Source organism: Stenotrophomonas genospecies 5, assembly GCF_054473825.1.
In genome coordinates this window covers 1,769,163-1,794,657 of the sequence record NZ_JBTMUW010000001.1, presented here as the reverse complement: position 1 = coordinate 1,794,657, position 25,495 = coordinate 1,769,163, and the positions used below count along the sequence as shown (strand labels likewise).

25 protein-coding genes are annotated in these 25,495 nt (G+C 67.6%); 12 read left to right on the top strand and 13 right to left on the bottom strand.

The annotated features are described in order from the left end of the window. Positions 1-33: 33 nt before the first annotated feature. The gene (locus tag ACX9OW_RS08355) at positions 34-978 is read left to right on the top strand and encodes a 5'-nucleotidase (RefSeq protein WP_053515425.1); all 945 of its coding nucleotides are present in this window, start codon (positions 34-36) and stop codon (positions 976-978) included. A 34-nt stretch (positions 979-1,012) separates the two neighbouring features. Here ACX9OW_RS08355 and ACX9OW_RS08350 read toward each other — a convergent pair whose 3' ends face one another. The 12 genes from ACX9OW_RS08350 to asnS form a co-directional block, all read right to left on the bottom strand. Then, complete coding sequence (locus ACX9OW_RS08350; protein WP_053515427.1) at positions 1,013-1,564, bottom strand: DUF2939 domain-containing protein; 552 nt, start codon at positions 1,562-1,564, stop codon at positions 1,013-1,015. 41 nt (positions 1,565-1,605) lie between these two features. Beyond that, positions 1,606-2,586, bottom strand: a complete 981-nt coding sequence (locus ACX9OW_RS08345) for an aldo/keto reductase (RefSeq protein ID WP_053515428.1) — start codon at positions 2,584-2,586, stop codon at positions 1,606-1,608. Further along, positions 2,586-3,272, bottom strand: coding sequence for a DUF2461 domain-containing protein (locus ACX9OW_RS08340; RefSeq protein ID WP_053515430.1), 687 nt, complete (start codon positions 3,270-3,272; stop codon positions 2,586-2,588). The genes ACX9OW_RS08345 and ACX9OW_RS08340 overlap by 1 nt, the downstream gene beginning before the upstream one ends. Beyond that, complete coding sequence (gene sbcB / locus ACX9OW_RS08335) at positions 3,269-4,708, bottom strand: exodeoxyribonuclease I (protein ID WP_065176050.1); 1,440 nt, start codon at positions 4,706-4,708, stop codon at positions 3,269-3,271. Before sbcB ends, ACX9OW_RS08340 begins: the two co-directional genes overlap by 4 nt. Further along, complete coding sequence (locus tag ACX9OW_RS08330) at positions 4,708-6,075, bottom strand: FAD-dependent oxidoreductase (protein ID WP_197601041.1); 1,368 nt, start codon at positions 6,073-6,075, stop codon at positions 4,708-4,710. Before ACX9OW_RS08330 ends, sbcB begins: the two co-directional genes overlap by 1 nt. 31 nt (positions 6,076-6,106) lie before the next feature. Next, on the bottom strand, positions 6,107-7,381 hold the full coding sequence (gene kynU, locus ACX9OW_RS08325) for a kynureninase (RefSeq protein ID WP_053515435.1): 1,275 nt from the start codon (positions 7,379-7,381) through the stop codon (positions 6,107-6,109). 216 nt (positions 7,382-7,597) lie between these two features. Continuing rightward, positions 7,598-8,119 carry a 3-hydroxyanthranilate 3,4-dioxygenase gene (locus tag ACX9OW_RS08320; RefSeq protein WP_128987771.1) on the bottom strand — a complete coding sequence of 174 codons (522 nt, stop codon included), beginning with the start codon at positions 8,117-8,119 and terminating at the stop codon, positions 7,598-7,600. A 19-nt stretch (positions 8,120-8,138) separates the two neighbouring features. Next, entirely contained in the window at positions 8,139-8,801 is a 663-nt protein-coding gene (can, locus tag ACX9OW_RS08315; RefSeq protein ID WP_053515439.1) for a carbonate dehydratase, read from the bottom strand. 70 nt (positions 8,802-8,871) lie between these two features. Beyond that, positions 8,872-9,510 carry an FMN-binding negative transcriptional regulator gene (locus ACX9OW_RS08310; protein ID WP_053515441.1) on the bottom strand — a complete coding sequence of 213 codons (639 nt, stop codon included), beginning with the start codon at positions 9,508-9,510 and terminating at the stop codon, positions 8,872-8,874. A gap of 10 nt (positions 9,511-9,520) precedes the next feature. After that, positions 9,521-9,835, bottom strand: coding sequence for a hypothetical protein (locus ACX9OW_RS08305; RefSeq protein ID WP_053515443.1), 315 nt, complete (start codon positions 9,833-9,835; stop codon positions 9,521-9,523). A 7-nt stretch (positions 9,836-9,842) separates the two neighbouring features. Beyond that, entirely contained in the window at positions 9,843-10,142 is a 300-nt protein-coding gene (locus ACX9OW_RS08300; RefSeq protein WP_053515445.1) for a hypothetical protein, read from the bottom strand. Between the two features lie 32 nt (positions 10,143-10,174). Further along, a complete protein-coding gene (gene asnS / locus ACX9OW_RS08295) occupies positions 10,175-11,569 on the bottom strand; it encodes an asparagine--tRNA ligase (protein WP_074899267.1) in 1,395 nt (464 codons plus the stop codon). Between the two features lie 128 nt (positions 11,570-11,697). Here asnS and ACX9OW_RS08290 point away from each other — a divergent pair, with 128 nt between their 5' ends. From ACX9OW_RS08290 to zipA, 6 genes are all read left to right on the top strand, one after another. After that, positions 11,698-12,036, top strand: coding sequence for a HesB/IscA family protein (locus ACX9OW_RS08290; protein WP_053515449.1), 339 nt, complete (start codon positions 11,698-11,700; stop codon positions 12,034-12,036). A 202-nt stretch (positions 12,037-12,238) separates the two neighbouring features. Continuing rightward, entirely contained in the window at positions 12,239-12,676 is a 438-nt protein-coding gene (gene rpsF, locus ACX9OW_RS08285; RefSeq protein WP_053515451.1) for a 30S ribosomal protein S6, read from the top strand. An 11-nt stretch (positions 12,677-12,687) separates the two neighbouring features. Beyond that, on the top strand, positions 12,688-12,918 hold the full coding sequence (rpsR, locus tag ACX9OW_RS08280; RefSeq protein WP_002804494.1) for a 30S ribosomal protein S18: 231 nt from the start codon (positions 12,688-12,690) through the stop codon (positions 12,916-12,918). Between the two features lie 104 nt (positions 12,919-13,022). Next, a complete protein-coding gene (gene rplI / locus ACX9OW_RS08275; RefSeq protein ID WP_053515452.1) occupies positions 13,023-13,472 on the top strand; it encodes a 50S ribosomal protein L9 in 450 nt (149 codons plus the stop codon). A 235-nt stretch (positions 13,473-13,707) separates the two neighbouring features. Then, the gene (gene smc, locus ACX9OW_RS08270; RefSeq protein WP_459062171.1) at positions 13,708-17,211 is read left to right on the top strand and encodes a chromosome segregation protein SMC; all 3,504 of its coding nucleotides are present in this window, start codon (positions 13,708-13,710) and stop codon (positions 17,209-17,211) included. 46 nt (positions 17,212-17,257) lie between these two features. Next, entirely contained in the window at positions 17,258-17,998 is a 741-nt protein-coding gene (gene zipA / locus ACX9OW_RS08265; protein WP_459062170.1) for a cell division protein ZipA, read from the top strand. A gap of 76 nt (positions 17,999-18,074) precedes the next feature. Here the strand turns inward: zipA and ACX9OW_RS08260 are convergent, their stop codons facing one another. Continuing rightward, positions 18,075-19,205 (bottom strand): pyridoxal phosphate-dependent aminotransferase, encoded by a 1,131-nt coding sequence (locus ACX9OW_RS08260; RefSeq protein ID WP_065182900.1) that lies wholly within the window; start codon positions 19,203-19,205, stop codon positions 18,075-18,077. 158 nt (positions 19,206-19,363) lie between these two features. Here ACX9OW_RS08260 and ligA point away from each other — a divergent pair, with 158 nt between their 5' ends. The 5 genes from ligA (at position 19,364) to mtnA (ending at position 25,306) form a co-directional block, all read left to right on the top strand. Continuing rightward, complete coding sequence (ligA, locus tag ACX9OW_RS08255) at positions 19,364-21,835, top strand: NAD-dependent DNA ligase LigA (protein ID WP_459062470.1); 2,472 nt, start codon at positions 19,364-19,366, stop codon at positions 21,833-21,835. Positions 21,836-21,887: 52 nt separating this feature from the next. After that, the gene (locus ACX9OW_RS08250) at positions 21,888-22,373 is read left to right on the top strand and encodes a GNAT family N-acetyltransferase (RefSeq protein WP_053515463.1); all 486 of its coding nucleotides are present in this window, start codon (positions 21,888-21,890) and stop codon (positions 22,371-22,373) included. Further along, positions 22,370-23,326, top strand: a complete 957-nt coding sequence (epmA, locus tag ACX9OW_RS08245) for an EF-P lysine aminoacylase EpmA (RefSeq protein ID WP_459062169.1) — start codon at positions 22,370-22,372, stop codon at positions 23,324-23,326. Before ACX9OW_RS08250 ends, epmA begins: the two co-directional genes overlap by 4 nt. 139 nt (positions 23,327-23,465) lie before the next feature. Continuing rightward, positions 23,466-24,194 (top strand): DUF3011 domain-containing protein, encoded by a 729-nt coding sequence (locus ACX9OW_RS08240; protein WP_080375199.1) that lies wholly within the window; start codon positions 23,466-23,468, stop codon positions 24,192-24,194. A gap of 47 nt (positions 24,195-24,241) precedes the next feature. Then, positions 24,242-25,306: an S-methyl-5-thioribose-1-phosphate isomerase gene (gene mtnA / locus ACX9OW_RS08235; RefSeq protein ID WP_065176042.1), complete on the top strand. Its 1,065-nt coding sequence runs from the start codon at positions 24,242-24,244 to the stop codon at positions 25,304-25,306. Positions 25,307-25,495 lie beyond the last annotated feature (189 nt).

The window sequence follows — 25,495 nt, the reverse complement described above, 5'->3', positions numbered from 1 at the left end:
CGGTCGCGTCGACCGCCAGAAGGACCCCCACCGATGGGTGACAACTCCCCCCGTTTGCTGACCGTCGCGGTGACCTCGCGCGCCCTGTTCGATCTCGAGGAAAGCCACGCGCTGTTCGAGACCGATGGCGTGGCGGCCTATGCGGAGTACCAGCGCCAGCACGAGGACGACATCCTCGGTCCCGGCGTGGCCTTCCCGGTGGTGCGCAAACTGTTGGCGCTGAACCAGGGCGCCAGCCCGGAGAACCCGCGCGTCGAGGTGATCCTGCTGTCGCGCAATTCGGCCGATACCGGCCTGCGCATCTTCAATTCGATCCAGCACTACGGCCTGGGCATCATCCGTGCCACCTTCACCGCCGGTGAGCCGACCTGGCCCTACGTGAAACCGTTCGGCACCGATCTGTTCCTGTCGGCCAATCCGGAGTCGGTCCGCAGTGCGCTGCGCCACGGAATCGCCGCTGCGACGATCCTGCCCAAGCCACCCGGCGAGACCGCCGCGGCCGCCGCGGACCAGATCGACACCGGCCGACCGTCCGGCCAGCTGCGCATTGCCTTTGACGGTGATGCGGTGATCTTCGGTGATGAAAGCGAGCGCATCTCGCGCGAACAGGGGGTCGAGGCATTCGGCCGCCACGAGCGCGAACGTGCGCGCGAACCGCTCAGCGGTGGCCCGTTCCGCGGCTTCCTGTCCGCGCTGCACACGCTGCAGGAGGTGTTCCCGGCCGGTGACAGTGCGCCGATCCGCACGGCGCTGGTCACCGCCCGCTCTGCGCCCGCGCACGAGCGGGTGATCCGCACGCTGCGCGAATGGGGCGTGCGCCTGGACGAGGCGCTGTTCCTGGGCGGCCGCCACAAGGGGCCGTTCCTGCAGGCCTTCGGTGCCGACATCTTCTTCGATGATTCGCAGCACAACATCGACAGTGCCCGCGAACACGTTGCCGCGGGCCATGTGCCGCACGGTGTCGCCAACGAGGGATGACGCGGCAGCGCCGGGCCACGCCCGGCGTTCTGCATCATGGGGTGCCGGCCATTCCCAACTGCACGTCAACCACTTTCCAGCGCAGCCCCTGCGGTTCCAGCACGACCTTCAACGGTGGTTGGCCCGGGCCGCGATCAACGTCGACGACGAAGCGGTCGAACGCTTCGAAACGGTGGCGGGCGTTCTTCAAAGGCCGTGCCGGTTCGGTCGCCGCGAAGGCATCTCCGCCCTGCAGCTCGTTGCGCCCACGCTTCCACAGCACATGGCCCTGCAGCATCGCACCGATGCCGGTCGGGGTCATCAGGGTGTCCACCGCTGCGCCCCCAAGCTGGTCGCCCAGGCCGTAGAGCAGGGCGCCGAACGGACTGCTGGCCACATCGGGGCCGGCCTGGCGCACGAGGTAATCATTGAGTTGCGCACGCAGGCTGACGCGCACGCGCGGAAAGTCGACGTAGCGTTCCAGTGCGGCGGTATCGCGCTGTTCGATGGCCTTGGACAGACCGTGTATGGTCAGGTAGGGGCCGCCGAACCACACGCCGGCCAGGGCAATCACCAACAGGACCACGATCGCAGTGAGCTTCTTCATGCCGCCAGACTGCCGCAAGTGCGGCCGGGCGGGGTGAAGACTCAATGACTGGGCGAACCGCTGCCGTCGCCATAGGCCGCGACCAGGCGTTGCCGGTCGGCGGGGCGCAGTGCTTCGGGTCGCGTGGCCAGCACCTCCTCCAGACTGCCGACGCGGGTAGTGCCCAGGATGCCGGCGGCCACGCCGGGGTGGCCCAGAACGTAGGCAAACGCAGTCTGGGCCGGACGCTGGCTGTCGATCGCCGCAATGGCCCGGCGCATCGCACGTGCGCTGCGCATCAGACGGCGGCTGCTGGGCTTGAGCCACGCGCGCGCCAGGTACCAGGCATCGGCCAATCTCGGCCGGCGAGGCTGGCTGGGCAGCAGGTGGCCCTGTGCGAGCACGGTGCCTGCCAGTACGCCGATTCCGGCCGCATGCAGCTGGTCGATCAGCGGCGCACGATCCTGCTGCAGCGCGTTGTAGTCCAGCAGGACCACGTCGAATGCCTGTGGATGCGCAAGCATCCAGTGCAGCGTCGAGGCTGAGTGGGTGTTGATGCCGGTGGCGCGGATCAGGCCACGTTCGCGCAGGCGCTGCAGCGCATCGAGCAGATCGTCGTTGATGTCGTGCGCGGTGGCGCCATGCAGCTGGTAGATGTCCAGGTAATCCAGGCCAAGGTTGCGCAGTGAGGCTTCGCAGCTGGCGGTGATGGCCGCAGGCGAGAAATCGCGCTGTTCTGCGCCACTGATGCCGGCCTGTCCGGTCAGTGTGCCGCCCTTGCTGGAGATGACCAGTGACTCACGCGGGTAGCGGGCCAGCAGCGGCCGCAGGATGCGGCCCAGGCGCGGTTCGGCATGGAAGCCGGAGTAGTTGTGGCCGGTGTCGAACAGGTTCACGCCCTGGGCCAGCGCGTGCTCGACGATCGCTGCGGCGGCATGCTCGGCAAAGCGGCGATGGCCCCAGAAGCCCGAGCAGCCCAGCCCGACCGGCGATACGGACAGGCCGGTGCGGCCGAGCGGGCGGCGTTGCCGGGCCAGCGGCATCAGAACTCCAGATCCAGTGCTGCGCACAGATAGTCGACGAAGGGGCCGAGCGCGGCCAGGTCCTTGCCGAGCGTGGACAGCAGGCGCGGCCCGGTCATCGTCTCATCGTCCAGCGAGCGCCACATCACCCAGTTGCGATGCTTGAGATCGTCGATGAACTCGAAATCGGCGGGGAAGCCACGCGGCGGCCTGACCAGCTTCTCGCTCTGCTCGAAATCGAAACGCCGGCGGAGGGCGGGTGCATGCGCTGCGGCCTTCCAGCTGCCGGGGTTGTCCAGGATGAAATGGCGCACGCGGCGCTGGGTGTCCGGTTCGGGGTGCCACAGGCCGGCACCGACGAAGCTCTCGCCCGGCTGCAGATGCACGTAGAACGACGGAGCGGCCACTTCGCGGCGGCGTTCATGGAACAGGCGTGCGCCCTGCCAGGTCTTGTACGGCGATTTGTCGTTTGAAAAGCGCGCATCGCGATGGATGCGGAATAGCGAACCACCGACGCCACGGGTATCGGCACGGAAATGCGCGCTGACCTCGGCCAGCGCGGGCTGCAGGTCGCCCAGCAGGCGCAGGAACGGCTGCCGTACATGGTCTTCGTACTGCTGGCGATGGTCGTTGAACCAGGCCTTTTCATTGTGCCGCGCAAGGCTGCGCAGGAACCTGAAACTGGCGTCGCTGAAATAGGTGCTCACAAGCTCTCCTGCAGATGCTGGCCCCAGTCGCGCAGCGATTGCAGCAGGGCCAGGCGGCGATCGTCGTCCGGCGCCTCGGCGGCCAGTGCATCGAGCTGCTGCTGGTACTGGGGCAGGTTGAGTTCGCCCAGGCGGCCGTCACCGAGCAGGCGCTGGCGGCGGTAGTCCTGCCAGCGCTGGCGCTCGGCCGGTGCCAGGGTGTCGGGATGGTTGCGGGCGCGATAGCGGAACAGCAGTTCGGGCAGGCGCGGATCGCGGAAGCGGCCTTCCAGCGCAGCCAGCTCTGCGGGCGGCGTGGTCCGCGCCAGGGCCAGCAGTGGCTTGTCGCCATTGCCGAGGAAGCCGTCGTACAGCGAAGCATCGACGTCGGCCACGACGGCGTCCCGTGGTTGGTTGTACACCTGCCGTGCCTTCTCGGCCAGTTGCGGCGCGAATGCACGCAGCCGCTCGACCTTGGCTTCGATGGCGGCGACATCCAGGCCCAGGCGGGCGTGATCGTCGGGCCGCAGGTGGTTCCAGGCGACCAGCGCCGGGACCTTGTTCAGATGTACTTCCTTCAGCGGCACCCGGGCGACGCCTTCGGGCAGTTCGCTGGCGCGCAGGTAGAGCCGCTCGGCGATCGTCTCGGCTGGCAGCTGCAGCAGGTCGTCGATGTCACCTTCCAGATCGAACACGATCACCCGGTTGTTGATCGTCGGGTGCACCGCCAGCGGCAGCACCGGAGCCGCGCACAGCCGGCTGGCCGGGTATCGCATGGAAATGTGCAGCACCGGCTTCAGCGCGCCCACGTCCAGCAGGCTGCCGACGAAACGCTTGTCGCGCAGTTTCAACGCGTACTCCCACAACCGCGGCTGCGACTGCTTGAACAGGCGTGCCATGCCGATCGTGGCGCGCACGTCCGACAGCGCCTCGTGCGCATCGCCATCGCGCACATTGTTGGCTTCGGCCAGGTGCTCGAGCTTGAACGACGTGGCGCCGTCCTCGCGCAGTGGCCAGTGGATGCCTTCGGGACGCAGGGCGCGCATCAGCCGCAGCATGTCCAGCAGGTCCCAGCGCGAGTTGCCGTTGCGCCACTCGCGCTCGTAGGGGTCATGGAAGTTGCGGAACAGACCGTAGCGGATGAACTCGTCGTCGAAGCGCAGGGTGTTGTAGCCCAGGGCACAGGTACCCGGGCGCGACAGCTGTTCGTTGATGCGGTCGAACGCTTCGGCTTCGCTGATGCCTTCAGCCAGTGCCCGCTGCGGCGTGATGCCGGTGACCAGGGTGGCCATCGGCGAGGGCAGCAGATCGTCGGCGGGGCGCACGAAGAAACTCACCGGCGTGTCGATCTCGTTCAGATCGGCATCGGTGCGGATCGCCGCGAACTGCGAGATGCGCGTTCGCCGTGGGTCCTGGCCGAAGGTTTCCAGGTCGTAGAACAGGAAGCTGTCAGCCATCAGTGTGCGCCCTCCAGAACCGGCAGCCGGGCATGGATCTGTGCCTCCAGAGCTGCCCAGTCGATGTTCTCCAGCGACGTATGGCCGATCGTGGCGGCCACCAGCATGTCGCGCTGGATGTCGGTCCGGCGCAGTGCCTCGGCGTAGGGCGTGTGCAGGAACGTGACCATGGTGTAGTGCGGTACGAAGCGGGTCGGCCAGCGATGCTGAAGCGCCTGCTCCAGCTCGCGCTGCAGCAGGAAGGCCGGGTCGGCGACGCGATCACGCATCTCCAGGTAGTTCTCCAGGGCCATCTGCTGGATCGCATGCGCGTTCGGCTTGCGTTCTTCCTCGAAGGCGGCGAACGCGCTCTGCAGGTCGTCGGCTTCCATCAGATGGCGGGCCAGTGCCACGCAGTCCTCGAACGCGCAGTTCATGCCCTGCCCGTGGAAGGGCACCATTGCATGCGCGGCATCACCGATCAGCACGGCCTGGCCCTGCTGGTGCCAGCGCTCCAGCGTCAGCGTGCCGAGCAGGCCGGGCGGATGCTGCTCCCAGTCCGTGCGCAGGTCGGGGATCAGCGGCAACGCATCGGCGAACTCGCGCGCGAACAGGGCTTCGGCCTGGGCGCCGGTATTGACGGTGGCGAAGCTGGGCTCGCCCTGGTTGGGCAGGAACAGGGTGACCGTGAACGTGCCTTCGTGATTGGGCAGGGCGATGCACATGAAGTGGCCCCGTGGCCAGATGTGCAATGCGTTGCGTTCGATGCGGAAGCCGCCATCACGGTCCGGTGGAATCTCCAGTTCCTTGTAGGAGTGATCGAGGAAGGCGATGTCCTCGCCCAGCGGCGCGCGCCGGTTCATCGCCGCGCGCAGCGCCGAGCCGGCGCCGTCAGCGCCGATCAGGCTGTCGAAGTGGATGTCGTGCGGGCTGTCGTCGCGATCGTCGATGAAGCGCGCATGGCCGGCATCGAAATCGACGGTATGCAGTCGGCGGTGGAAATGTACGGTGGCACCTGCCTGCTCGGCCAGTGTCAGCAGCGTGGTGTTCAGGTCCCTGCGATGGATCGACCAGATCACTTCGCTGTCGTCGCGGCCATAGCGCTGCAGCTGCGCGGCGCCTTCGCGCGGATGCACCATGCGTCCACGCATCATCACCGCGCGGGCCATCACCTCGTCCTCCACGCCGGCCTGCCGCAGCGCGTTGCGCCCGCGCTCGGCCAGCGCCAGGTTGATCGAGCGGCCGCTTTCGTAGTCGGCCACGCGTGGGTCGCCACGGCGTTCGTACAGGGTGATCCGCCAGCCCTGCCGCGACAGCAGGATGGCGAGCAGGGATCCGGCCAGGCCGGCACCAATGATGCTCAACGAGCGGGAGGCATGTGCGATCAACGAACTGTCCAGCAGGAGGGGAGGTGCCGGCTCAGAGGCCGGCCCAGGCTTCCACTTCCTCGACGAAATGGTGGACGTCCAGGTAGCGGTTGTAGAGCGGGGTGGGGGAGATGCGGATCACATCCGGCTCGCGCCAGTCGCCGAGCACGCCGACCGAGCGCAGGTGCTCGAACAGGGCGCGGCCACGCTCACGGCCGGCGATCACCCGCAGCGAGAGCTGGCAGCCGCGCCGGTCCGGCTCGGCCGGGGTGACGATGTCGAGCACGTTGGCCAGGCGCGCGCGCACCAGGGCTTCGAGCATGCCGGTCAGTGCCAGCGACTTGCTGCGCAGGGCGTCCATGCCGGCCCGTTCGAACAGGTCCAGTGAAGCGCGCAGCGGCGCCAGGCCGAGGATCGGCGGATTGCTCAGCTGCCAGCCTTCGGCGCCGGTGGCGGGCGTGAACTGCGGGGACATCTGGAAGCGGGTGGCTTCGTCATGGCCCCACCAGCCGGCGAAGCGTGGCAGGGTGCTGTCACGGTGGTGACGCTCGTGCACGAACGCCCCGGCGACGGCCCCCGGGCCGCTGTTGAGGTACTTGTAATGGCACCACACGGCAAAGTCCGGCGCCACATCGTGCAGGCGCAGGGGCAGGTTGCCGACCGAATGCGCCAGGTCGAAGCCGATGCGCGCGCCCTGCAGGCGTGCGGCGCGGGTGATCGCATCGAGGTCGAAGGCCTGGCCGGTGCGGTACTGCACGCCTGGCCACAGCACCAGAGCCAGGCGAGGGCCATGCGTGGCGATCGCGCGTTCGATCGCGGTCATCGAGATCGTGCCGCTGGCTTCGTCCGGCTGCACCTCCACCAGGCAGTCGGCCGGGTCGAAGCCATGGAAACGGATCTGCGCTTCCACCGCGTGACGGTCCGTCGGGAAGGCGCCGGCTTCCATCAGGATCACCGGTCGTTCCCGGGTCGGCCGGTAGAAGCTGACCATCATCAGGTGCAGGTTCACGCTGAGTGTGTTCATCGCCACCACTTCGCTGGGCAGCGCACCGACCACCCGCGCCAGCTGCGTGCTGACCAGGCGGTGGTAGGACAGCCATTGGGTGGGGCCGGTGAAGTGGCCTTCCACTGCCAGTTCAGCCCACTGCTTCATCACTTCCTGCACCGCCGCCTGTGCGCCGCGCGGCTGCAGTCCCAGCGAGTTGCCCACGAAGTAGGTCTGCTCGCCACCGCCGTGGCGCGGAATCAGGAATTCACTGCGCAGCGGCCGCAACGGATCCGCGGCGTCGAGAGCGATGGCATGGGTGCGGTTCAGCAGGTCGGACATGGTCGGGCAACAGGCTGCAACGGGGCTGCCAGTGTAGCGCCTGGGGCCTGCGTGATGCCGCGCGTTGCGCTCGCCGGGCATGGCCCGGCGCTACCCGGAGATCACGCGCATCGGCCATGCGGGGCCATGCCCGGCGGGTGCATCAGCAATCGCAACACCGGTAGCGCCGGGCCATGCCCGGCGGATGCATCAGCAATCGCCATGCCCGGCGATCGATCAGTCCGCCGCCGGTGCCGGCAATGGGTCGATGTGGCCGCATTTGCCGCAGGTACGCAGTTCCAGGCTGGCGTGGTAACGCGCGAAGACCTTGGGCAGGTCGGTTTCGATGTTCTGCAGCGCGAAGAACTCCTCATGCAGCTTGTGGTTGCAGCGCTCGCAATGCCAGATCACACCGTCCATCTCGTGCGGCAGCCGCCTGCGCTCCACGACCAGCCCGACGCCGCCCGGTGGCCGGCGCGGCGAGTGCGGCACCTTCGCCGGCAGCAGGAAGATCTCGCCGGCACGGATCGGGATGTCGCGGACCGCGCCATCCTCCTGGACCTTCAGCACCATCTCGCCTTCGAGCTGGTAGAACCACTCGGGGCCTTCGTCGTAGTGATAATCGGTCCGCGAGTTCGGCCCGCCGACCACCATGACGATGAAGTCGCCGTTGTCGATCATCTTGTTGCCCACCGGCGGTTTCAGCAGGTGACGATGTTCTTCGATCCAGGCGTGCAGGTTGATCGGTGAGGCGAGCATGGTCGGGCTCCGTGGGGGATCAGTCGCGCTTGCCCTTGCGGGGGACATAGGAAAGCGCTTTCTCGTAAGCCGGCTGCAGATCTTCCGGCGAGCCGACATCGATGCCCATTTCGCGCACGCGGCCATCCTTCAGGCTGTAGACCCAGCCATGCACCATCAGCTTCTGGCCGCGTGCCCAGGCGTCCTGCACGATGGTCGAGCGGCACAGGTTGGCGACCTGCTCGATGACATTCAGCTCGCACAGGCGGGCATGACGCAGCTCGTCGGTCTCCAGCGCATCGATGATCGCCGCGTGCTTCTGCATCACGTCGCCGACGTGGCGCAGCCAGTTGTCCGCCAGGCCGACGCGGGTGTTGTGCAGGCAGGCATGCACGCCGCCGCAACCGTAGTGGCCCACGATGAGGATGTGCTTCACCTTCAGCTGGTCTACCGCGTACTGCACCACGCTCAGGCAGTTCAGGTCGGTGTGGGCGACCACGTTGGCGACGTTGCGATGCACGAACACTTCGCCCGGTGCCATGCCGATGATCTGGTTGGCCGGCACGCGCGAATCGGAGCAGCCGATCCACAGGTATTCCGGGTGCTGCTGCTTGGCCAGCTGATGGAAGAACTCGGGATCTTCCTTCTCGATGCGGTCGGCCCAGTCGCGGTTGTTCTGCAGCAGCTTGTGGATGTCTTTCATGTTCGGGTCCCTGACCTCGGTGGGGGCAAGTCGCGGCTGTCCGGCCGCGTCGTCGCGGGAGTCGGTGCGTTCAGCCGCTGCTGGCGGCCTCATCGCGGAACCAGCGCATCCACTGCGCCAGTTCGGTGGAAGGTGGGGCGTGCAGGCGATCCAACGCGTCGATCACCGCCTGCTGGTTGGCATCGGGATGGTTCTGGCTGAGCTTCAGTTTCAGCTGTACCTGTTCGACGTGGAAGTGAAACCCGACGATGGCGCGCAGCTCCGGGCCGTGCTCGGGACGATCAGCCTCGAACCGCCACTGCTGGCCGACGCTGGCTTCAAAGCGGTCGCTGATGTCGCCGACCAGCTGGGCCAGCGCATCGGTGCCGTCGAACGGCTGCAGCTGTCCGCGCAGCTCGGCAGCGGCATAGTTCCAGGTCGGAACGCGTGCCGCCGGTTCCTTGTCCGGATACCAGCTGGCCGAGACGTAGCCATGGGGGCCATCGACCAGCACCTTGGCGGTGCCTTCGCGACGCGACTGCGGGTTGGCCCGCGCCCAGTGGCCGCGCAGTTCGATGCGCTGGCCATCACGCCGGTACAGCACCGGCACGCGGGTCAGCTCGGGCAGGCCGTCGTCACCGGTGGTGAGCACGGTGACGAACGGATCGCGCGCCAGCAGGCGGTCCAGCCAGATCAGATCGGTCTCGGCGAAGGCGCGCGGAGTGAACATCGGCCTGGGCTCAGGCGCGCCCGCCCAGCGATTGCACCATGCGCCCACGCAGGCCCTCGTCGCTGTCGGCGTGCGGTGGCTGCACCTCATGCAGGCTGAAGCCGCGCACCAGCGCATCTTCTTCGTCCAGGCCGTCGAATTCGACGAAATCGGCGTCGAACAGCTGCGCGCGGGCAGTGTCCTCGCTGTCGTAGCTGAGGGTGTTGCCATCACTGTCGAGCACTTCGGCCGTGCCGGCCGGGCGCACGCGCAGGCGGGCCCAGATCAGGGTGTTGCCGAGGCTGGCCAGCCACCAGCTGTCGTGCGGGGCGGAGAGATCGTTCATGTAGGCGTTACCAGAGCGAAGCCAGCCAGAGCAGGGCGGCCATGCCCAGTCCGGCCAGCAGGGTCAGCAGCGAAACCCAGGCCGGCGTGGCCAAACCGGACAGCGAGCGATCCGGCTGCTGCCGGTAGTCGCGGCGCAGCAGCCAGGCCAGGGCATCGGGCTTGAGGAAGGCGCCGCTGCCGAAGCGCTGTGCCAGCGCCGGATGGCGGTCACGCACGTGCACCAGGGTCAGCGGCCAGAAGATCACGAAGGCACTGAACCCGGCCACTGCGACGCCGACAAAGCAGAGGGCGAAGAACAGGGTCATGGGGGCAGTACCTCCGTGGTCGGTGGTGGGGCTTAGAAGTCCGCGCTGCCGGGAGCGCGCGGGTAAGGAATCGCATCGCGGATGTTGGACAGGCCGCAGACGTACACCACCAGGCGCTCGAAGCCCAGGCCGAAGCCGGCGTGCGGCACCGAGCCGTAGCGACGGAAATCGCGGTACCAGCTGTAATGCTCACGGTCCAGGCCGAACTGGGCCATGCGCGCGTCCAGCACGTCCAGGCGCTCTTCGCGCTGGCTGCCACCGATGATCTCGCCGATGCCCGGCGCCAGCACGTCCATCGCGGCGACGGTCCTGCCGTCGTCGTTCAGGCGCATGTAGAACGCCTTGATGTGCTCGGGGTAGTTGGTCACCACCACCGGGCGGCCGACGTGCTCCTCGGTCAGCCAGCGCTCGTGTTCGGTCTGCAGGTCCAGGCCCCATTCGACCGGGAAGTCGAACTTCCGGCCAGACTTCTGCAGCAGGCTGACCGCATCGGTGTAGTCGATGCGCTCGAACGGCGCGTTGATGAAGTCTTCCAGTTTGGTGATCGCGTTCTTGTCCACGCGCTCGGCGATGAAGGCCAGATCATCGCTGCGCTCGTTCAGCACCGCGCGGAACAGGTACTTGAGGAACTCCTCGGCCAGGCGCGCATCTTCGGCCAGGTCGGCGAAGGCGATCTCCGGCTCGATCATCCAGAACTCCGCCAGATGGCGGGTGGTGTGGCTGTTCTCGGCGCGGAAGGTCGGGCCGAAGGTATACACCTTGCTCAGGGCCAGGCAGTAGGCCTCGACGTTCAGCTGGCCGGACACGGTCAGGAACGTCTCCTTGCCGAAGAAGTCGCGGCTGAAATCGATCGCGCCCTTCTCATCGCGCGGCAGGTTCACCATGTCCAGCGTGGACACGCGGAACATCTGGCCGGCGCCTTCGGCGTCGGAGGTGGTGATGATCGGGGTGCTGATCCAGTTGAAGCCGTTCTCGTGGAAGAAGCGGTGCACGGCCTGGGCCAGGCAGTTGCGGATGCGGGTGACCGCGCCGAACAGGTTGGTGCGGGGGCGCAGGTGCGCCACTTCACGCAGGAACTCCGGCGTCATCGGCTTGGGCTGGATCGGGTAGGTGAGCGGGTCTTCGACCCAGCCGACCACCTCGACCGCACTGGCCTGGATCTCGAACGACTGGCCCTTGCCCTGCGATTTCACCAGGATGCCGGTGGCCACCAGCGAGCAGCCGGTGGTGAGGCGCTTGACCTCGTCGAAATTGGCCAGGGTGTCGTTGGCTACGACCTGGATCGGGGCGAAGCAGGAGCCGTCGGTCACATTCACGAAGGCCAGATTCGCTGAACCGCGCACCGTGCGCACCCATCCGCGTACCGTGACTTCGCCGCCTTCCGGGATCTTCCCGGCAAGCGCATGTTCAACGCTGACCACCGTCATGACTTGAATCCTCTGCTGATCGACTCGATCTGTGAACACGGGAGTTTACCGGTTGCGGCGTTCTGCTTGCGAGGCATTTCTGCGGCCCAAGCCTCCCTATAATGTCCCTGTTCCTCTGGAGTAGTCCCATGGCTGTCAGCCTGACCCCCATTGCCTTCGAGCGCGTGCAGCGCTTCGTCGCCCAGACCCCGGGCGCGCTGGGCCTGCGCTTCGGCGTGACCAAGACCGGCTGCTCCGGCTGGGGCCACGTGACCGACCTGGCCCGTGACGAGCGCGAGGGCGATACGGTGTTCGACCAGGACGGCGTGAAGATCTACGTCGATGCACAGAGCCTGGCCCTGGTCGACGGCACCGTGATCGACTTCGGCAAGCACGGCCTGAGCGAGACCTTCACGTTCAGCAACCCGAACGCGACCGCCGAGTGCGGCTGCGGCGAGAGCTTCACCACCGACGCCGACAAGGCCTGAGCGCCGCTTCCCGGGTCTGCCGGCCGGTCCTCGGACAAATTCCGGTGCTGCCGGGTTCAGGTTCGGCCACGGTTGCCCGGCCGCCCCATCTGCGCCATAATGCGCGGCTTCCTGCCTTCCTGGCGGGAACCCTTGCCCCACCGCGGTCTCAACGGCGGGGGGCTGTCCGGCCGCAAGGCCACATCCGAAAGGTAGAAAAAACATGAGTCGTCATTACGAAATCGTGTTCATGGTCCACCCGGACCAGAGCGAGCAGGTCCCGGCCATGATCGAGCGCTACAAGTCGCTGGTCGAGAACGGCAACGGCACCATCCACCGTCTGGAAGACTGGGGCCGCCGCCAGCTGGCATACCCGATCCAGAACCTGGTGAAGGCGCACTACGTGCTGCTGAACATCGAAGCCGACCAGGCCGTGCTGAACGAGCTGACCGAGAGCTTCCGCTTCAACGACGCCGTGCTGCGCAACCTGGTCATCAAGCGTGACGAGGCTGACACCGAGCAGTCGCTGATCATGAAGAGCAAGGACGAGAAGGGTGACAAGCCGGAGCGCGGTGAGCGCCGTCGTCGTGACGACGAAGAAGGCGAGTCCACCACCACCGCTGACAACGAAGCCGGCGAAGACGCCGCTTCCGCCGCCTAAGGAGCCTTCCCATGTCCAAGTTCTTCCGTCGCCGCAAGTTCTGCAAGTTCACGGCTGAAGGTGTCAAGGAGATCGACTACAAGGATCTCAACACCCTGCGCCAGTACCTGACCGAGAACGGCAAGATCGTGCCGAGCCGCGTCACCGGTACCAAGTCGAAGTACCAGCGTCAGCTGGCGACCGCCGTCAAGCGCGCTCGCTTCCTGGCCCTGATTCCGTACACCGACAACCACGACGTCTGATGCCCGGCGGGGTGGCCGCGTGCCGCCCCGTTGTGCCAGCTATTCGGACAGCCTTTGTTGCGGGGCATCGCCTCGCTAACGAATAACTTATCTGGAGTAAAACCATGCAGCTGATCCTCCTGCAGAAGGTCACCAACCTCGGCAACCTGGGTGACCTGGTCACCGTCAAGCCGGGCTACGGCCGCAACTTCCTCGTGCCGCAGGGCAAGGCCGTGCCGGCCACCGAGAGCAACAAGGCAGAGTTCGAAGCCAAGCGCGCCGAGTACGAAGCCAAGGCCCAGTCCATCCACGCCGAGGCTGAAGCCCGCAAGGCGAAGCTGGAAGGCGCGAGCGTCACCATCGCCGCCAATGCTTCGACCGAAGGCAAGCTGTACGGCTCGGTCGGCCCGCGCGACATCGCCGAGGCCTTCACCGCCGCCGGCCTGCCGCTGGAAAAGAGCGAAGTCATCCTGGGCGAAGGCGCGTTCCGCAACATCGGCGAGTACGACGTGCTGATCCACCTGCACGCCGACGTCGAGACCACCGTCAAGGTCGTCGTCGAAGCCGAAGCCTGATCCCACGCCGCAAGGCCTGGCATCACCGCAGAACGGGCGCCCGCGAGGGTGCCCGTTTTGTTTTGTCGGCCCGCCCGGCGGGCGCGCGGGCCCCGATGTTCCACGCCCATTCGTAGAACACGGCCACATCGGTATACTCAGGGCGTCACACCCGTTCCACGGTCGGCGATCCCAGCAGGATCAATGACTTGGAGGGTAAACGCAGGCCGCTTGCCGGCCCCAGTCCGGAACCCCTATGCGTCTTTCCACGATCAAGCTGTCCGGCTTCAAGTCTTTCGTCGATCCGACCACCCTGCATCTGCCGACCAACATGACCGGCGTGGTGGGGCCCAATGGCTGCGGCAAGTCGAACATCATCGACGCCGTGCGCTGGGTCATGGGCGAAAGTTCGGCCAGCCGCCTGCGCGGCGACTCGCTGACCGACGTGATCTTCTCCGGTTCCAACGCCCGCAAGCCCGTCTCGCAGGCCACGGTCGAGCTGATCTTCGACAACTCCGACCACACCATCTCCGGCGAGTACGCCTCGTTCAACGAGATCTCGGTCAAGCGCACGGTCAGCCGCGACGGCACCAGCAACTACTACCTCAACGGCACCAAGTGCCGCCGCCGCGACATCACTGATCTTTTCCTGGGGACCGGCCTGGGCCCGCGCAGCTACTCGATCATCGAACAGGGCATGATCAGCCAGATCATCGAGGCGCGTCCCGAGGATCTGCGCGTCTACCTGGAAGAGGCGGCCGGAATCTCCAAGTACAAGGAGCGGCGCAAGGAAACCGAAACCCGCATCCGCCACACCCGCGAGAACCTTGATCGCCTGGGCGACCTGCGTGAGGAGATCAGCAAGCAGCTCGAGCACCTCAAGCGCCAGGCCCGGCAGGCGGAGCAGTACCAGGCGTTGCAGGAAGAGCGCAGGGTCAAGGATGCCGAGTGGAAGGCGCTGGAATTCCGAGGCCTCGATGGGCGCCTGTCGAAGCTTCGCGAGGGCCTGTCGCAGGAAGAAACCCGGCTTCAGCAGCTGATCGCGGACCAGCGCGACGCCGAGGCCCGCATCGAGACCTCGCGCATGCGCCGCGAGGAAGCGGCCGACGCACTCAATACCGCGCAGGCCGCGGTCTACCAGGTCGGTAGTACCTTGGCCCGACTGGAGCAGCAGATCCAGCACCAGCGCGAGCTGTCGCAGCGCCTGCACAAGGCCCGCGACGAGACGCGGCAGGCATTGGCCGAGCTGGGCCAGCACATCAGTGGCGACGAGGCCAAGCTGATGGTGCTGCGCGAGGCGGTGGACGCCGCGACCCCGCAGCTGGAGGCGCTGCAGGAAGAGAACGAGATCAAGCAGGAAAGCCTGCGCGAGGCCGAAGCCCGCCTGGCCGACTGGCAGCACCGCTGGGAACAGCACACCTCACAGAGTTCCGAGGCCTCGCGCGCCGGCGATGTCGAGCGCACCCGCGTGGACTACCTGGACCGGCAGATCCTCGACGCCGACCGGCGTCGCGAGGCGCTGGCCGCCGAGCGTGCCGGGCTGGACGTGGACGCGCTGGAAGAAGCCTTCGAGCAACTGCACCTGCAGCACGACACGCAGAAGACTGCGCTGGACGAGCTGAGCGAACAGGTCGAGCAGCGCAAGCAGGGCGTGGCCAACGTGCAGGAACAGCAGCGCAACGGCCAGAACGAACTGGCCGAACTGCGCAAGCAGGTCAATGGCCTGCGCGGTCGCCTGGCATCGCTGGAAACCCTGCAGCAGGCCGCACTCGGCCAGGAGCAGGGCGCCGCGGTTGCCTGGTTGAAGGCGCGCGGGCTGGATTCGGCCGCGCGCGTGGGCGAGCGCCTGGATGTCGATGCCGGTTGGGAAAACGCGGTGGAAAGCGCCCTCGGCCAGCTGATCGAAGGCGTGCTGGTGGACGACCCGGCAGCTCTGGTCGATGCGCTGGGCGAACTGGGCGAAGGGCGCATCGCACTGGTGTCAGACGATGCCAGCGATCTGGACGTCGCCGCGACATCGCTGGCCGCGCGCGTGCGCGGACCGACGGCGATCCGACGCCTGCTGGCGCATCTGCATGGCGCGCGGGATCTGGACGAGGCCCGTGCCCTGCAGGCCCGGCTGCCCGCCGGTGATTCGATCATCACCCAGCGCGGCGAGCGTCTCGGCCAGGGCTGGGTGCGCGTGTCGCGCTCCGGTGCGGCCAAGCAGGGTGCGCTGCTGCGCGAGCGCGAGATCAATGAGCTGCGCGAGCAGATCGAACAGCTGCAGAACCGTGAGGTCGAGCTGGAAGATCAGCTGTCCGGCTTCCGCGAGCAGCTGCTGGCCGCCGAACAGCAACGCGAAGATGCGCAACGGGCGCTGTACCTCGCGCATCGTGCGGTATCCGAGCTGGCGGGTCAGCTTCAGGGCCAGCAGGGAAAGGTGGAGGCCGCACGCACGCGCATCGATCGCATCGAAGGCGAGCTGAGCCAACTGCTGGAGACCCTCGAGGTCAACCGCGAGCAGGCGCGCGAGGCACGTTCGCGGCTGGAGAGTGCCGTCAGCAGCATGGGCGACCTGGAATCGACCCGGCAGGCCCTGGAAAGCGAACGCCGGCAGCTGGCCGAAGCACGCGACCTCGCCCGCGAAGCCGCACGGGCGGTGCGCGAACGCGCGCATTCGCTGGCACTGACCCTGGAATCGCAGCGCGCACAGGTGGCATCGCTGAGCCAGGCGCTGGAGCGCATGAGCACCCAGCGCGGGCAGCTGGATTCGCGCCTGGGCGAACTGCATTCGCAGCTGGACGAGGGTGATTCGCCGGTCGAATCGCTGCAGGCCGAGCACCAGAATGCGCTGGAAGAGCGCGTGCGTGCCGACCGTGTCCTGGCCGAAGCGCGTACTCTGCTTGATGGCATCGACGCCGAGCTGCGCAATTTCGAACAGACCCGCCACCAGCGTGATGAGCAGGCGCTGGCGCAGCGCGAGCGTATTTCCCAGCGGAAGCTGGACCAGCAGGCCCTGGTGCTCAGTGCTGACACCCTGCAGGCTGCGGTGGAGAAGGCTGGCTTCGTGATGGCCGACCTGCTCAACGCATTGCCCGAGGACGCCCGCCTGGGGGACTGGGAGCAGGCCGTGCACCAGATCGACGGTCGCATGCGCCGGCTGGAGCCGGTCAACCTGGCGGCGATCCACGAGTATGGCGAGGCATCGCAGCGGTCGGAGTATCTCGATTCGCAGCATGTGGACCTGACCACGGCGCTGGAGACCCTGGAAGACGCCATCCGCAAGATCGACCGCGAAACCCGCGGCCGATTCAAGGATACGTTCGACCGGGTCAACGCCGGTGTGCAGGCCCTCTATCCGCGCCTGTTCGGCGGTGGCCATGCCTATCTGGAACTGACCGGTGAAGATCTGCTCGACACCGGCGTGACCATCATGGCGCGTCCGCCGGGCAAGCGCGTATCCAGCATCTCGCTGCTGTCCGGCGGCGAGAAGGCGATGACCGCGGTGGCGCTGGTGTTCGCGATCTTCCAGCTCAATCCGGCGCCGTTCTGCCTGCTGGACGAAGTGGACGCACCGCTCGACGAGGCCAACGTGGGCCGCCTGGCCAACATGGTCAAGGAAATGAGCGAGAAGGTGCAGTTCCTGTTCGTCAGCCACAACAAGGCGACGATGGAAGCTGCGCAGCAGCTGTCGGGCGTGACCATGCGCGAGCCGGGCGTCAGCCGCCTGGTCAGCGTGGACCTGGAAGAGGCCGCGCGATTGGCGGGCGCGGCCTGACGTGCCATCCTAGTTACCTGAATGAACTAGCCGGAGAACCTATCGAATGTCCGACACGGCACTGTTGCGCATCGGCATCCTGGCCGCCGGCCTGCTGTTGATCGCCGCGATCTTCCTGTTTGGCCGTCCGAAGAAGAAGCCCCAGGGCCGCCGCGTGGAAGGCACCGAACCGACCAGCAGCGAGCGCCGCGAACCGGTCCTGGGCGAGGACGGCGTACCGTTGGCCGATACCCGCCTCGATCCGGCACTGGGCGAAGAGGGTCAACAGGCCGAACTGGGCCTGGCCGACACCGACGCCGGCGCGGCCAGCGACCTGGGCAAGCGCGCCACCCAGGATTTCGACAAGATCGTCTCGCTGTTCGTGGCCGCACGGGCCGGCGAGCAGCTGCGGGGCGAGGACATCGTCGTGGCGGCCGAGAAAACCGGTCTGGTGTTCGGCCACATGAACGTGTTCCATCGTCTGGTGGAGGGCCATCCGGAACGGGGGCCGATCTTCTCGATGGCCAGCATCATGAAGCCGGGCAGTTTCGACATGGCCAACATCCGTGCCATGGGGACACCGGCCATCGCCTTCTTCCTGACCCTGCCGGCGCCGCTGACCGCGCTCGATGCCTGGGAGAAGATGCTGCCGACCGTGCAGCGCATGGCCGAGCTGCTCGATGGCGTGGTGCTGGACGACAGCCGCAACGCGCTCGGCCGCCAGCGCATCGCCCACATCCGTGACGAGCTGCGTGCCTATGACCGCCAGCACCAGGCGCCGCCCCTGACCAAGACCCCGCGCTGGTAAGCGCGGTCATCCCGGGTATGCCGACCCACGGTCGGCACCCACCACCACGGCAGATCCATCGCCTGCGTGGATGAAGTCAGGAAGGCACCCCGGCGACCTGGGCGAACGCGGCGCGGAACGCTGCCATCTCCTCCTCGGTGCCAACGGTCACACGGACGCGCTGCGGCCAGATCGGCCAGCTGCGACCGATCACCACACCCTGTGCGGCCATCGCCCTGGCAAAGGCAGCACCGTCGCGCTGGACGTCCACCACGAAACAGTTCGCTTCCGACGGCAGGCAGCTGAAGCCACGCTTGCCCAGCCAGGCGATGGTCGCCTGCCGGATCTTCGCGTTCTGCAGACGGCGCTGCGGAACCAACTGCGGATCGTGCAGGCTGGCCAGAGCGGCGGCCAGCGCCGGCACCGGCAGCGGGTTGTCGCCGAGGCTGCCCAGCTCGCGCAGGCGATCGGGATGGGCCGCTGCCGCGCCCAGGCGCAGTCCGGCCATGCCATACAGCTTGGAGAAGGTCCGCAGCACGATCAGGTCATCGCGCTCGGCCACCTGCGCGATCAGGCTCGGCTGGTCGCTGTACTGCAGGTACGCTTCGTCCACCAGCACCCGGGTTCCGGCGGGCTTGCTGGCCAGCAGCCAGGCGAGCTCGGCGGGCGGGCTGATCGAACCCGTGGGGTTGTTGGGGTTGCACACATACATAAGCCCGGTCGGGCGCGCGTGCGCGGCAGCCACCATCGCGCGCACATCGTGCGCGCCGTCGCTGCGCAGAGGCACTCGGCTGACGTGTGCGCCCCGCGCGGCGGCCACGTCGCCAATCGCCTCGAAGGTCGGATCAGCCACGACCAGGCCCTGCTGCGGGCCGGTCCAGATTGCGGCGGCGCGGTTCAGGGGCTCGCTGGAGCCCGGGTACAGGCGCAGGTGATCGGCACTGACGCCGCTGTGTTCGACGAATGCATCACGGACCTGTGCCGCCAGCTCGAAGCGGTAGCGGCCGCAGCGCGCGATGCTGTCGCGAGCGGCCGATTGCGCAGCGGCGGAAGGCCCATACGGGCATTCATTGAAGTTCAGCAGCACCGGCCCATCGGCGCGCGGCGACGCGGGAGCCGCAGCCGGGGCGGTTTGCGCGTATCCCAGGCCCGGCAGGCCACTGCCGGCGACGGCGAGGCCGGCACCGGCCAGCTGCAGGAAGCGACGACGGGAGGCAGGCAGGGTCATGGGCAGGTTTCCGGAGGGCGGCCGACGCACGCTAGCGCTGCCGGTGGAGGGCGGCAAGCCCGTCTTTCGCGGAGCGGGGCCCGGCACTGCCGGGGCGGGGACGTTACAGGGCATGACGGCCGGGCGCGGTAGAATCCCCAGCCGCCCCAGAATCACCGATCACGATGAGCCCCAGCCCCGCCGAACGCGTCGATGAACTCCGCCGGCAGATCGCCCAGGCCAACCGCGCCTATCACGAGCTGGATGCGCCGGAGATCCCCGACGTCGATTACGACCGGCTGGTGCGCGAGCTGGAAGCACTGGAACGTGCGCACCCCGAACTGGCCCGCGCGGACAGCCCGACCCAGCAGGTCGGCGCGCGTCCCTCCGGGCGTTTCGCTGAAGTCCGCCACGCGGTGCCGATGCTGTCGTTGTCCAATGCCTTCAGCGATGAGGAGGTGACCGACTTCGTGCGCCGCATCGACGAACGCCTGCGACGCGGTGCCGCGCGCTTTTCGGCGGAGCCGAAGATGGACGGGCTGGCGATCAGCCTGCGCTACGAGGATGGACATTTCGTTCTGGGTGCGACCCGCGGCGATGGCACGACCGGCGAAGACGTCACGGCCAACCTGCGCGAGATCGGCGACATCCCCCGGCGTCTGCACGGCAAGGGCTGGCCGGACGTGCTGGAAGTGCGCGGTGAGGTCTACATGGCCCGTGCCGACTTTGAAGCCTACAACGATCGCGCGCGGCTGCATGGCGGCAAGGTACTGGCCAACCCGCGCAATGCGGCGGCCGGGTCGCTGCGGCAGCTCGACCCGAAGATCAGCGCACAGCGCAAGCTCAGCTTCTTCGCCTACGGCACCGGAGAAGTGCAGGGCGGCGAACTGCCCGATACCCATTCGGGCACGCTCGCGCAGCTGGGTGCCTGGGGCTTCCCGGTCAGCGATCTGTGCAGGGTGGTGGAAGGCGCCGATGGATTGCTGGCCTACTACCGCGATATCGGCGCACGCCGCGATGGCCTGCCCTTCGACATCGATGGCGTGGTCTACAAGCTGGACGACCGCGCTGGCCAGCAGGCGATGGGTTTCGTCTCGCGCGCACCGCGCTGGGCCATCGCGCACAAGTTCCCGGCGCAGGAACAGAGCACCACGCTGGAAGCGATCGAGATCCAGATCGGCCGCACCGGCGCTGCCACTCCGGTCGCGCGCCTGGCGCCGGTCGCCGTGGCCGGCGTGATCGTCTCCAACGCAACCCTGCACAATGCGGACCAGATCGAGCGCCTGGACGTGCGGGTGGGTGACAGCGTGATCGTGCGCCGTGCCGGCGACGTGATTCCCGAAGTGGTCAGCGTCATCCTCGACCGCCGGCCGCCGGGCACCACGCCGTGGCAGATGCCCACGCGCTGCCCGGTCTGTGGCTCGGAGATCGTGCGCGAAGAGGGCGCGGCCGCGTGGCGCTGCTCCGGTGAGTTGTCGTGCCCGGCGCAGCGCAAGGAGGCCATCGCCCATTTCGCTTCACGTCGCGCGATGGATATCGATGGCCTGGGTGACAAGTACATCGAAACCCTGGTGGATGCCGGCATCGTCAAGGGCGTGGCGGACCTGTACCGGCTCACCCGCGACCAGCTGCTGCACCTGAAGCTGGTGCTCGACGCGGAAGATCCGTCCGCGCTGGCCGCCAGCCTGGCGCCGCACCTGCCGGCCGAAGGCAGCGGCACGGTGCTCAATGCCGTGCTCAGGCTCGATGGCAACGATGTGGCCTGGCGCGCGAAGGCACTGGCGCAGCCGGCCAGCTTCGAGTGGAACACGAAGAAGATCGCGACCCGCTGGGCCGACAACCTGATCGCCGCGATCGACACCAGTCGTGCCACCACGCTGGAACGGCTGTTGTTCGCGCTGGGCATCGAACATGTCGGCGAAAGCACGGCCAAGGCGTTGGCGCAGTGGTTCGGTGATCTGGCCTTGATCCGACGTCTGCCCTGGCCACTGTTCAAGCGCGTGCCGGACATCGGTGGCGAAGTGGCACGTTCGCTCGGTCACTTCTTCGAGCAGCAGGGTAACCAGCACGCCATCGACGATCTGCTGCAGGTCGGCCAGGTGCGCATCAGCGACGTGCATCCGCCCAGTGCGAAGCTGCGTGAGGGGCTGGACCTGGCTCAGCTGCTGGTGGAATCGGAGATCCCCGGCATCACCCGCCTGCGCGCGGAAAAGCTGGTGGCGGTGCTGCCCAGCGCGCAGGCCGTGCTCGATGCCGAGCATGGCCAGTTCGTCAATGCCGGATTGCCCGAGGACACCGCGCGCGGCCTTGCCCAGTGGCTGGAAGCGGACAGCCATGGCGTGATGCTGCTGGCTGCCGAGGAGGCGATGCAGCAGATCCTGGCCAAGGCGCCCGCGCTGACCGAAATCGTCGCCGGTCCGCTCGACGGGCAGACCGTGGTCCTGACCGGCACCTTGGCCCAGCTCACCCGCGATGTGGCCAAGGAGCGACTGGAGGCGCTGGGAGCCAAGGTGTCCGGCAGCGTGTCGAAGAAGACCCACTTCGTGGTGGCGGGTACCGAAGCCGGCTCCAAGCTGGACAAGGCGCTGGCCCTGGGAGTGCCGGTGTGGGACGAAGCGCGTCTGCTGGCCTTCCTCGCCGACCACGAATGATCACCCTGCCGGGCGTGACATGCGCCCGGCCCGAAACAGCAAAGGATTCCCGATGCAGACTGCCCCGCTGGACTTCCGCCTGGCCACCCGCGCCGACGAGGAACTGCTGATCTCGCTGATGCGCGCGTTCTACGCCGAGGACAGGATCGAGTTCGACGACGTGCGCGTGCGCCGCGGTGTCGATGCACTGCTGGCCGATCCGCGCAACGGCGAAGTACTGCTGTGGCTGGACGAAGCCGGTCAGGTGGTCGGCTATGCGGTGATCGCGATGGGCTTCAGCCTGGAGCAGGGCGGGCATTTCATGCTGCTTGACGAGCTCTATCTGGGGCCGCGGGCACGCGGCCGTGGCCGGGGCAAGCAGGCGCTGGCCATCTGCGAACAGCGTGCGCGCGGACGCGGGGTCAGCCGCCTGCGCCTGGAGGTGAACCACCACAACGAACTGGCGCGTCGGCTGTACCTGGCCAGTGGCTACATCGATGACACCCGCGACCTGCTGACCCTGCCGCTGGATCACCCGCGCCCGGAGGGCATCCTGTGAGCGACGCCCTGCGGCGCAAACTGCAGCAGCGTGCCGCGCTGAACGCGCTGGTGCGCCGCTTCTTCGCAGAGCGTGACGTGCTGGAGGTGGAGACACCGATCCTGTCGGTGGCCGGTAATACCGAGCCCAACATCGACAGCTTCCATACCGACTTCAGCGGCCATGTCGACGCCGGCGGCCGCCGTCGCTGGCTGCGCACCTCGCCGGAGTACCCGCTCAAGCGGCTGCTCGCTGCCGGTGTCGGCGACTGCTACGAACTGGGGCGGGTGTTCCGCAACGGCGAGGCCGGCGGGCGCCATAACCCGGAGTTCACCCTGCTGGAGTGGTACCGGGTTGGCTGGGACCATCACCGGCTGGTGCAGGAAACCGCGGAGCTGGTCCGCCTGGCTCTGGGCCTGGTCGGACGCAGCGCCAGCCTGCGTGTGCTGAGCTACCGCGAGCTGTTCCAGCAGCAGGTGGGCGTGGATCCGTTCCAGACCGATGAGGCCGGGCTGCGCGCTGCGCTGGGTGACGTGCATATCGACCCGGTCGGGCTGACCCGCGACGACTGGCTGGATCTGCTGATGACCCATCGCATCCAACCGCATTTCGATGACGCGGTCATGACCGTTGTCCACGACTGGCCGGCGAGCCAGGCAGCACTGGCCCGCATCCGCCCTGGTACGCCGCCGCTGGCCGAGCGGTTCGAGCTGTACCTGGGGGCCGTGGAGCTGGCCAACGGCTATCACGAACTGAACGATGCCGACGAACAACGGGCGCGTTTCCAGCGCGACCTGCAGCGCCGCCATGCGCGCGGGCAGGTGCAGCCGGCGCTGGACGAGGCACTGCTGGCGGCGCTGCCCGCGATGCCTGCGTGTGCGGGAGTTGCGGTCGGCATCGATCGCCTGTTGATGGCGATGAACCGCACGCCCCGCATCGCCGACGTGCTGGCCTTCGATTTCGCCGACGCCTGAGCGCACGCGGCTTTCTGAACCAGACAGACTGAACGGATTGCCGCGTCCGCGCGCTTGATTCAGCAAGCACGATGATGCTCTCATCACTCCCGATGCCAGACACTGGCATGGCAGTTCGTCCAGTCCTATGGGGAAGGCTTTGGTCAAGTGGTTTGCGGTTGTGGCGGCACCGGTCTACTCCATTGCGATGTGGGGAGTGCTGACGCCGTTGCCGGCATCGGCGCAGCAGGCCGGCTATGACGGCGAAGTCGTCACCTGCGAGTCACGCGACATGGCCTGGGTGCACTGCGATATCGATGTCAGCAACGGCGTCGATCTGGTCCGCCAGTTGTCCAGCAACAGCTGTATCCGTGGCAGCGAATGGGGCACCGACCGCAGCGGCGTGTGGGTCACGCTCGGCTGCCGTGCCGAGTTCCGGGCGCGCCCGGCGCAGGGAGTGGCTGCGGCCGAGCCAGGCAGCAAGCGCAAGGTGCGCCGCGTGGTCCGCTGTGAATCCAATGGCCGTCCGCAGAGTTGTCCGGTGCGTCTGGACGGCGCACCGGTGCGCCTGCTGCGGCAGCTGTCGGTGCTGCCATGCCGGGAAGGGCAGGGCTGGGGTTACAAGCGCAACGAGGTGTGGACCAGCCGAGGCTGCCAGGGTGATTTCGAGGTGGCCGATGAGGATGGCCGTTTCGTCGACGTGCCGCGCCGGTTGACCTGCGAATCCAAATCGAAGAAGCGCCGTTTCTGCGGCGCCAGCATCTCCGTCGGTGCCGCGGTGCGACAGCAGCTGTCCAGCACCGAGTGCGTGGAGGGCAGCACCTGGGGCTGGAGCCGCAACGGCATCTGGGTGGACGGCGGTTGCCGCGCCGAATTCTCGGTGAATTGAATCCGGCCGGGTGCCTGCGCGAGGGGGCGTGGCCCTACAATGGGCCCATGAACACTGCCACCGACCTCGATTACGCCCGCTACGACCACATCCGCCCGATCCTGTGGACCGGCGATGCCCTGCAACTGCTGGACCAGCGCAAGCTGCCGTTCGTGGTCGAGCATGTGGTATGCCGGGACAGCGATGAAGTCGCCGCGGCCATCCATGCCCTGACCGTACGTGGCGCCCCGGCCATCGGCATCGCGGCGGCCTGGGGCGTCGTGCTGGCAGCGCGTGAGGTGCAGGCGGCCGATGGCCCGCTCGCCCTGCAGCAGCTTGAGCCGGCGCTGCAGCGGCTGAACGCCTCACGCCCGACCGCCGTCAACCTGGCCTGGGCACTGGCGCGGATGCGTCGTTGCCTGGGCAGCGCCGGTGCGGACTGGAAGACGCTGCTTGAAGCGGAAGCGCGGGCCATCGCCGAGGAAGACCTGGCCGCCAACCGCCACATGGGGGCGCTCGGCGCCGGCCTGATCGATGCCGGCAGCGGCGTGCTGACCCACTGCAATACCGGCTCGCTGGCCACCGCCGGCTTCGGCACCGCGCTGGGCGTGATCCGCGCCGGCATGGCCCAGCACCGGATCGCCCGCGTGTTCGCCGGCGAGACCCGTCCGTGGCTGCAGGGCGCGCGCCTGACCGTCTGGGAACTGCAGCAGGATGGCATCGACGCCACCCTGATCGCCGATTCGGCCGCCTCGCACCTGATGAAGACCGGGGCCGTGCAGTGGGTGATCGTCGGCGCCGACCGCATCTGCGCCAATGGCGATACCGCCAACAAGATCGGCACCTACCAGCTGGCCATCGCCGCGCGCCACCATGGCGTGAAATTCATGGTCGTGGCGCCGTCCTCGACGGTCGACATGGAGACCGTCGACGGCAGCCAGATCGAGATCGAACAGCGCGATCCGGGCGAGCTGTACGGCGTGGGCGGGACGCGCACGGTGGCCGAAGGCATCGCCGCCTGGAACCCGGTGTTCGACGTCACCCCGGGCGAGCTGATCGACGCCATCGTGACCGAGCGCGGCGTGATCCTGAACCCGACCGTGGAGAACATGCGCGCCGCCTTCGGCGGTTGAGACGCACAGGCGGTCTGCGCCGCGGGAGCCGGGCGCATCTTCCGGGTTCGCCGCGGCCAGCCCCGGGCGTGGCCCGATGGGCCACGTCCTGCCCCTAAGTTCCTGATTTGTGCCGGTAAAACCCCTGTAAACACAGGCGGGGAATGGTCCGATGTGGTAGTATCCACAGGTTGAATCGAGGTTCCGGCA

Coding starts and splice junctions, on each gene's coding strand:
- ACX9OW_RS08355 (WP_053515425.1), top strand. CDS start 34: ATGGGTGACAACTCCCCCCGTTTGCTGACCGTCGCGGTGACCTCGCGC.
- ACX9OW_RS08350 (WP_053515427.1), bottom strand. CDS start 1,564: ATGAAGAAGCTCACTGCGATCGTGGTCCTGTTGGTGATTGCCCTGGCC.
- ACX9OW_RS08345 (WP_053515428.1), bottom strand. CDS start 2,586: ATGCCGCTGGCCCGGCAACGCCGCCCGCTCGGCCGCACCGGCCTGTCC.
- sbcB (WP_065176050.1), bottom strand. CDS start 4,708: ATGGCTGACAGCTTCCTGTTCTACGACCTGGAAACCTTCGGCCAGGAC.
- kynU (WP_053515435.1), bottom strand. CDS start 7,381: ATGTCCGACCTGCTGAACCGCACCCATGCCATCGCTCTCGACGCCGCG.
- ACX9OW_RS08320 (WP_128987771.1), bottom strand. CDS start 8,119: ATGCTCGCCTCACCGATCAACCTGCACGCCTGGATCGAAGAACATCGT.
- can (WP_053515439.1), bottom strand. CDS start 8,801: ATGAAAGACATCCACAAGCTGCTGCAGAACAACCGCGACTGGGCCGAC.
- ACX9OW_RS08310 (WP_053515441.1), bottom strand. CDS start 9,510: ATGTTCACTCCGCGCGCCTTCGCCGAGACCGATCTGATCTGGCTGGAC.
- ACX9OW_RS08305 (WP_053515443.1), bottom strand. CDS start 9,835: ATGAACGATCTCTCCGCCCCGCACGACAGCTGGTGGCTGGCCAGCCTC.
- ACX9OW_RS08300 (WP_053515445.1), bottom strand. CDS start 10,142: ATGACCCTGTTCTTCGCCCTCTGCTTTGTCGGCGTCGCAGTGGCCGGG.
- asnS (WP_074899267.1), bottom strand. CDS start 11,569: ATGACGGTGGTCAGCGTTGAACATGCGCTTGCCGGGAAGATCCCGGAA.
- ACX9OW_RS08290 (WP_053515449.1), top strand. CDS start 11,698: ATGGCTGTCAGCCTGACCCCCATTGCCTTCGAGCGCGTGCAGCGCTTC.
- rpsF (WP_053515451.1), top strand. CDS start 12,239: ATGAGTCGTCATTACGAAATCGTGTTCATGGTCCACCCGGACCAGAGC.
- rpsR (WP_002804494.1), top strand. CDS start 12,688: ATGTCCAAGTTCTTCCGTCGCCGCAAGTTCTGCAAGTTCACGGCTGAA.
- rplI (WP_053515452.1), top strand. CDS start 13,023: ATGCAGCTGATCCTCCTGCAGAAGGTCACCAACCTCGGCAACCTGGGT.
- smc (WP_459062171.1), top strand. CDS start 13,708: ATGCGTCTTTCCACGATCAAGCTGTCCGGCTTCAAGTCTTTCGTCGAT.
- zipA (WP_459062170.1), top strand. CDS start 17,258: ATGTCCGACACGGCACTGTTGCGCATCGGCATCCTGGCCGCCGGCCTG.
- ACX9OW_RS08260 (WP_065182900.1), bottom strand. CDS start 19,205: ATGACCCTGCCTGCCTCCCGTCGTCGCTTCCTGCAGCTGGCCGGTGCC.
- ACX9OW_RS08250 (WP_053515463.1), top strand. CDS start 21,888: ATGCAGACTGCCCCGCTGGACTTCCGCCTGGCCACCCGCGCCGACGAG.
- mtnA (WP_065176042.1), top strand. CDS start 24,242: ATGAACACTGCCACCGACCTCGATTACGCCCGCTACGACCACATCCGC.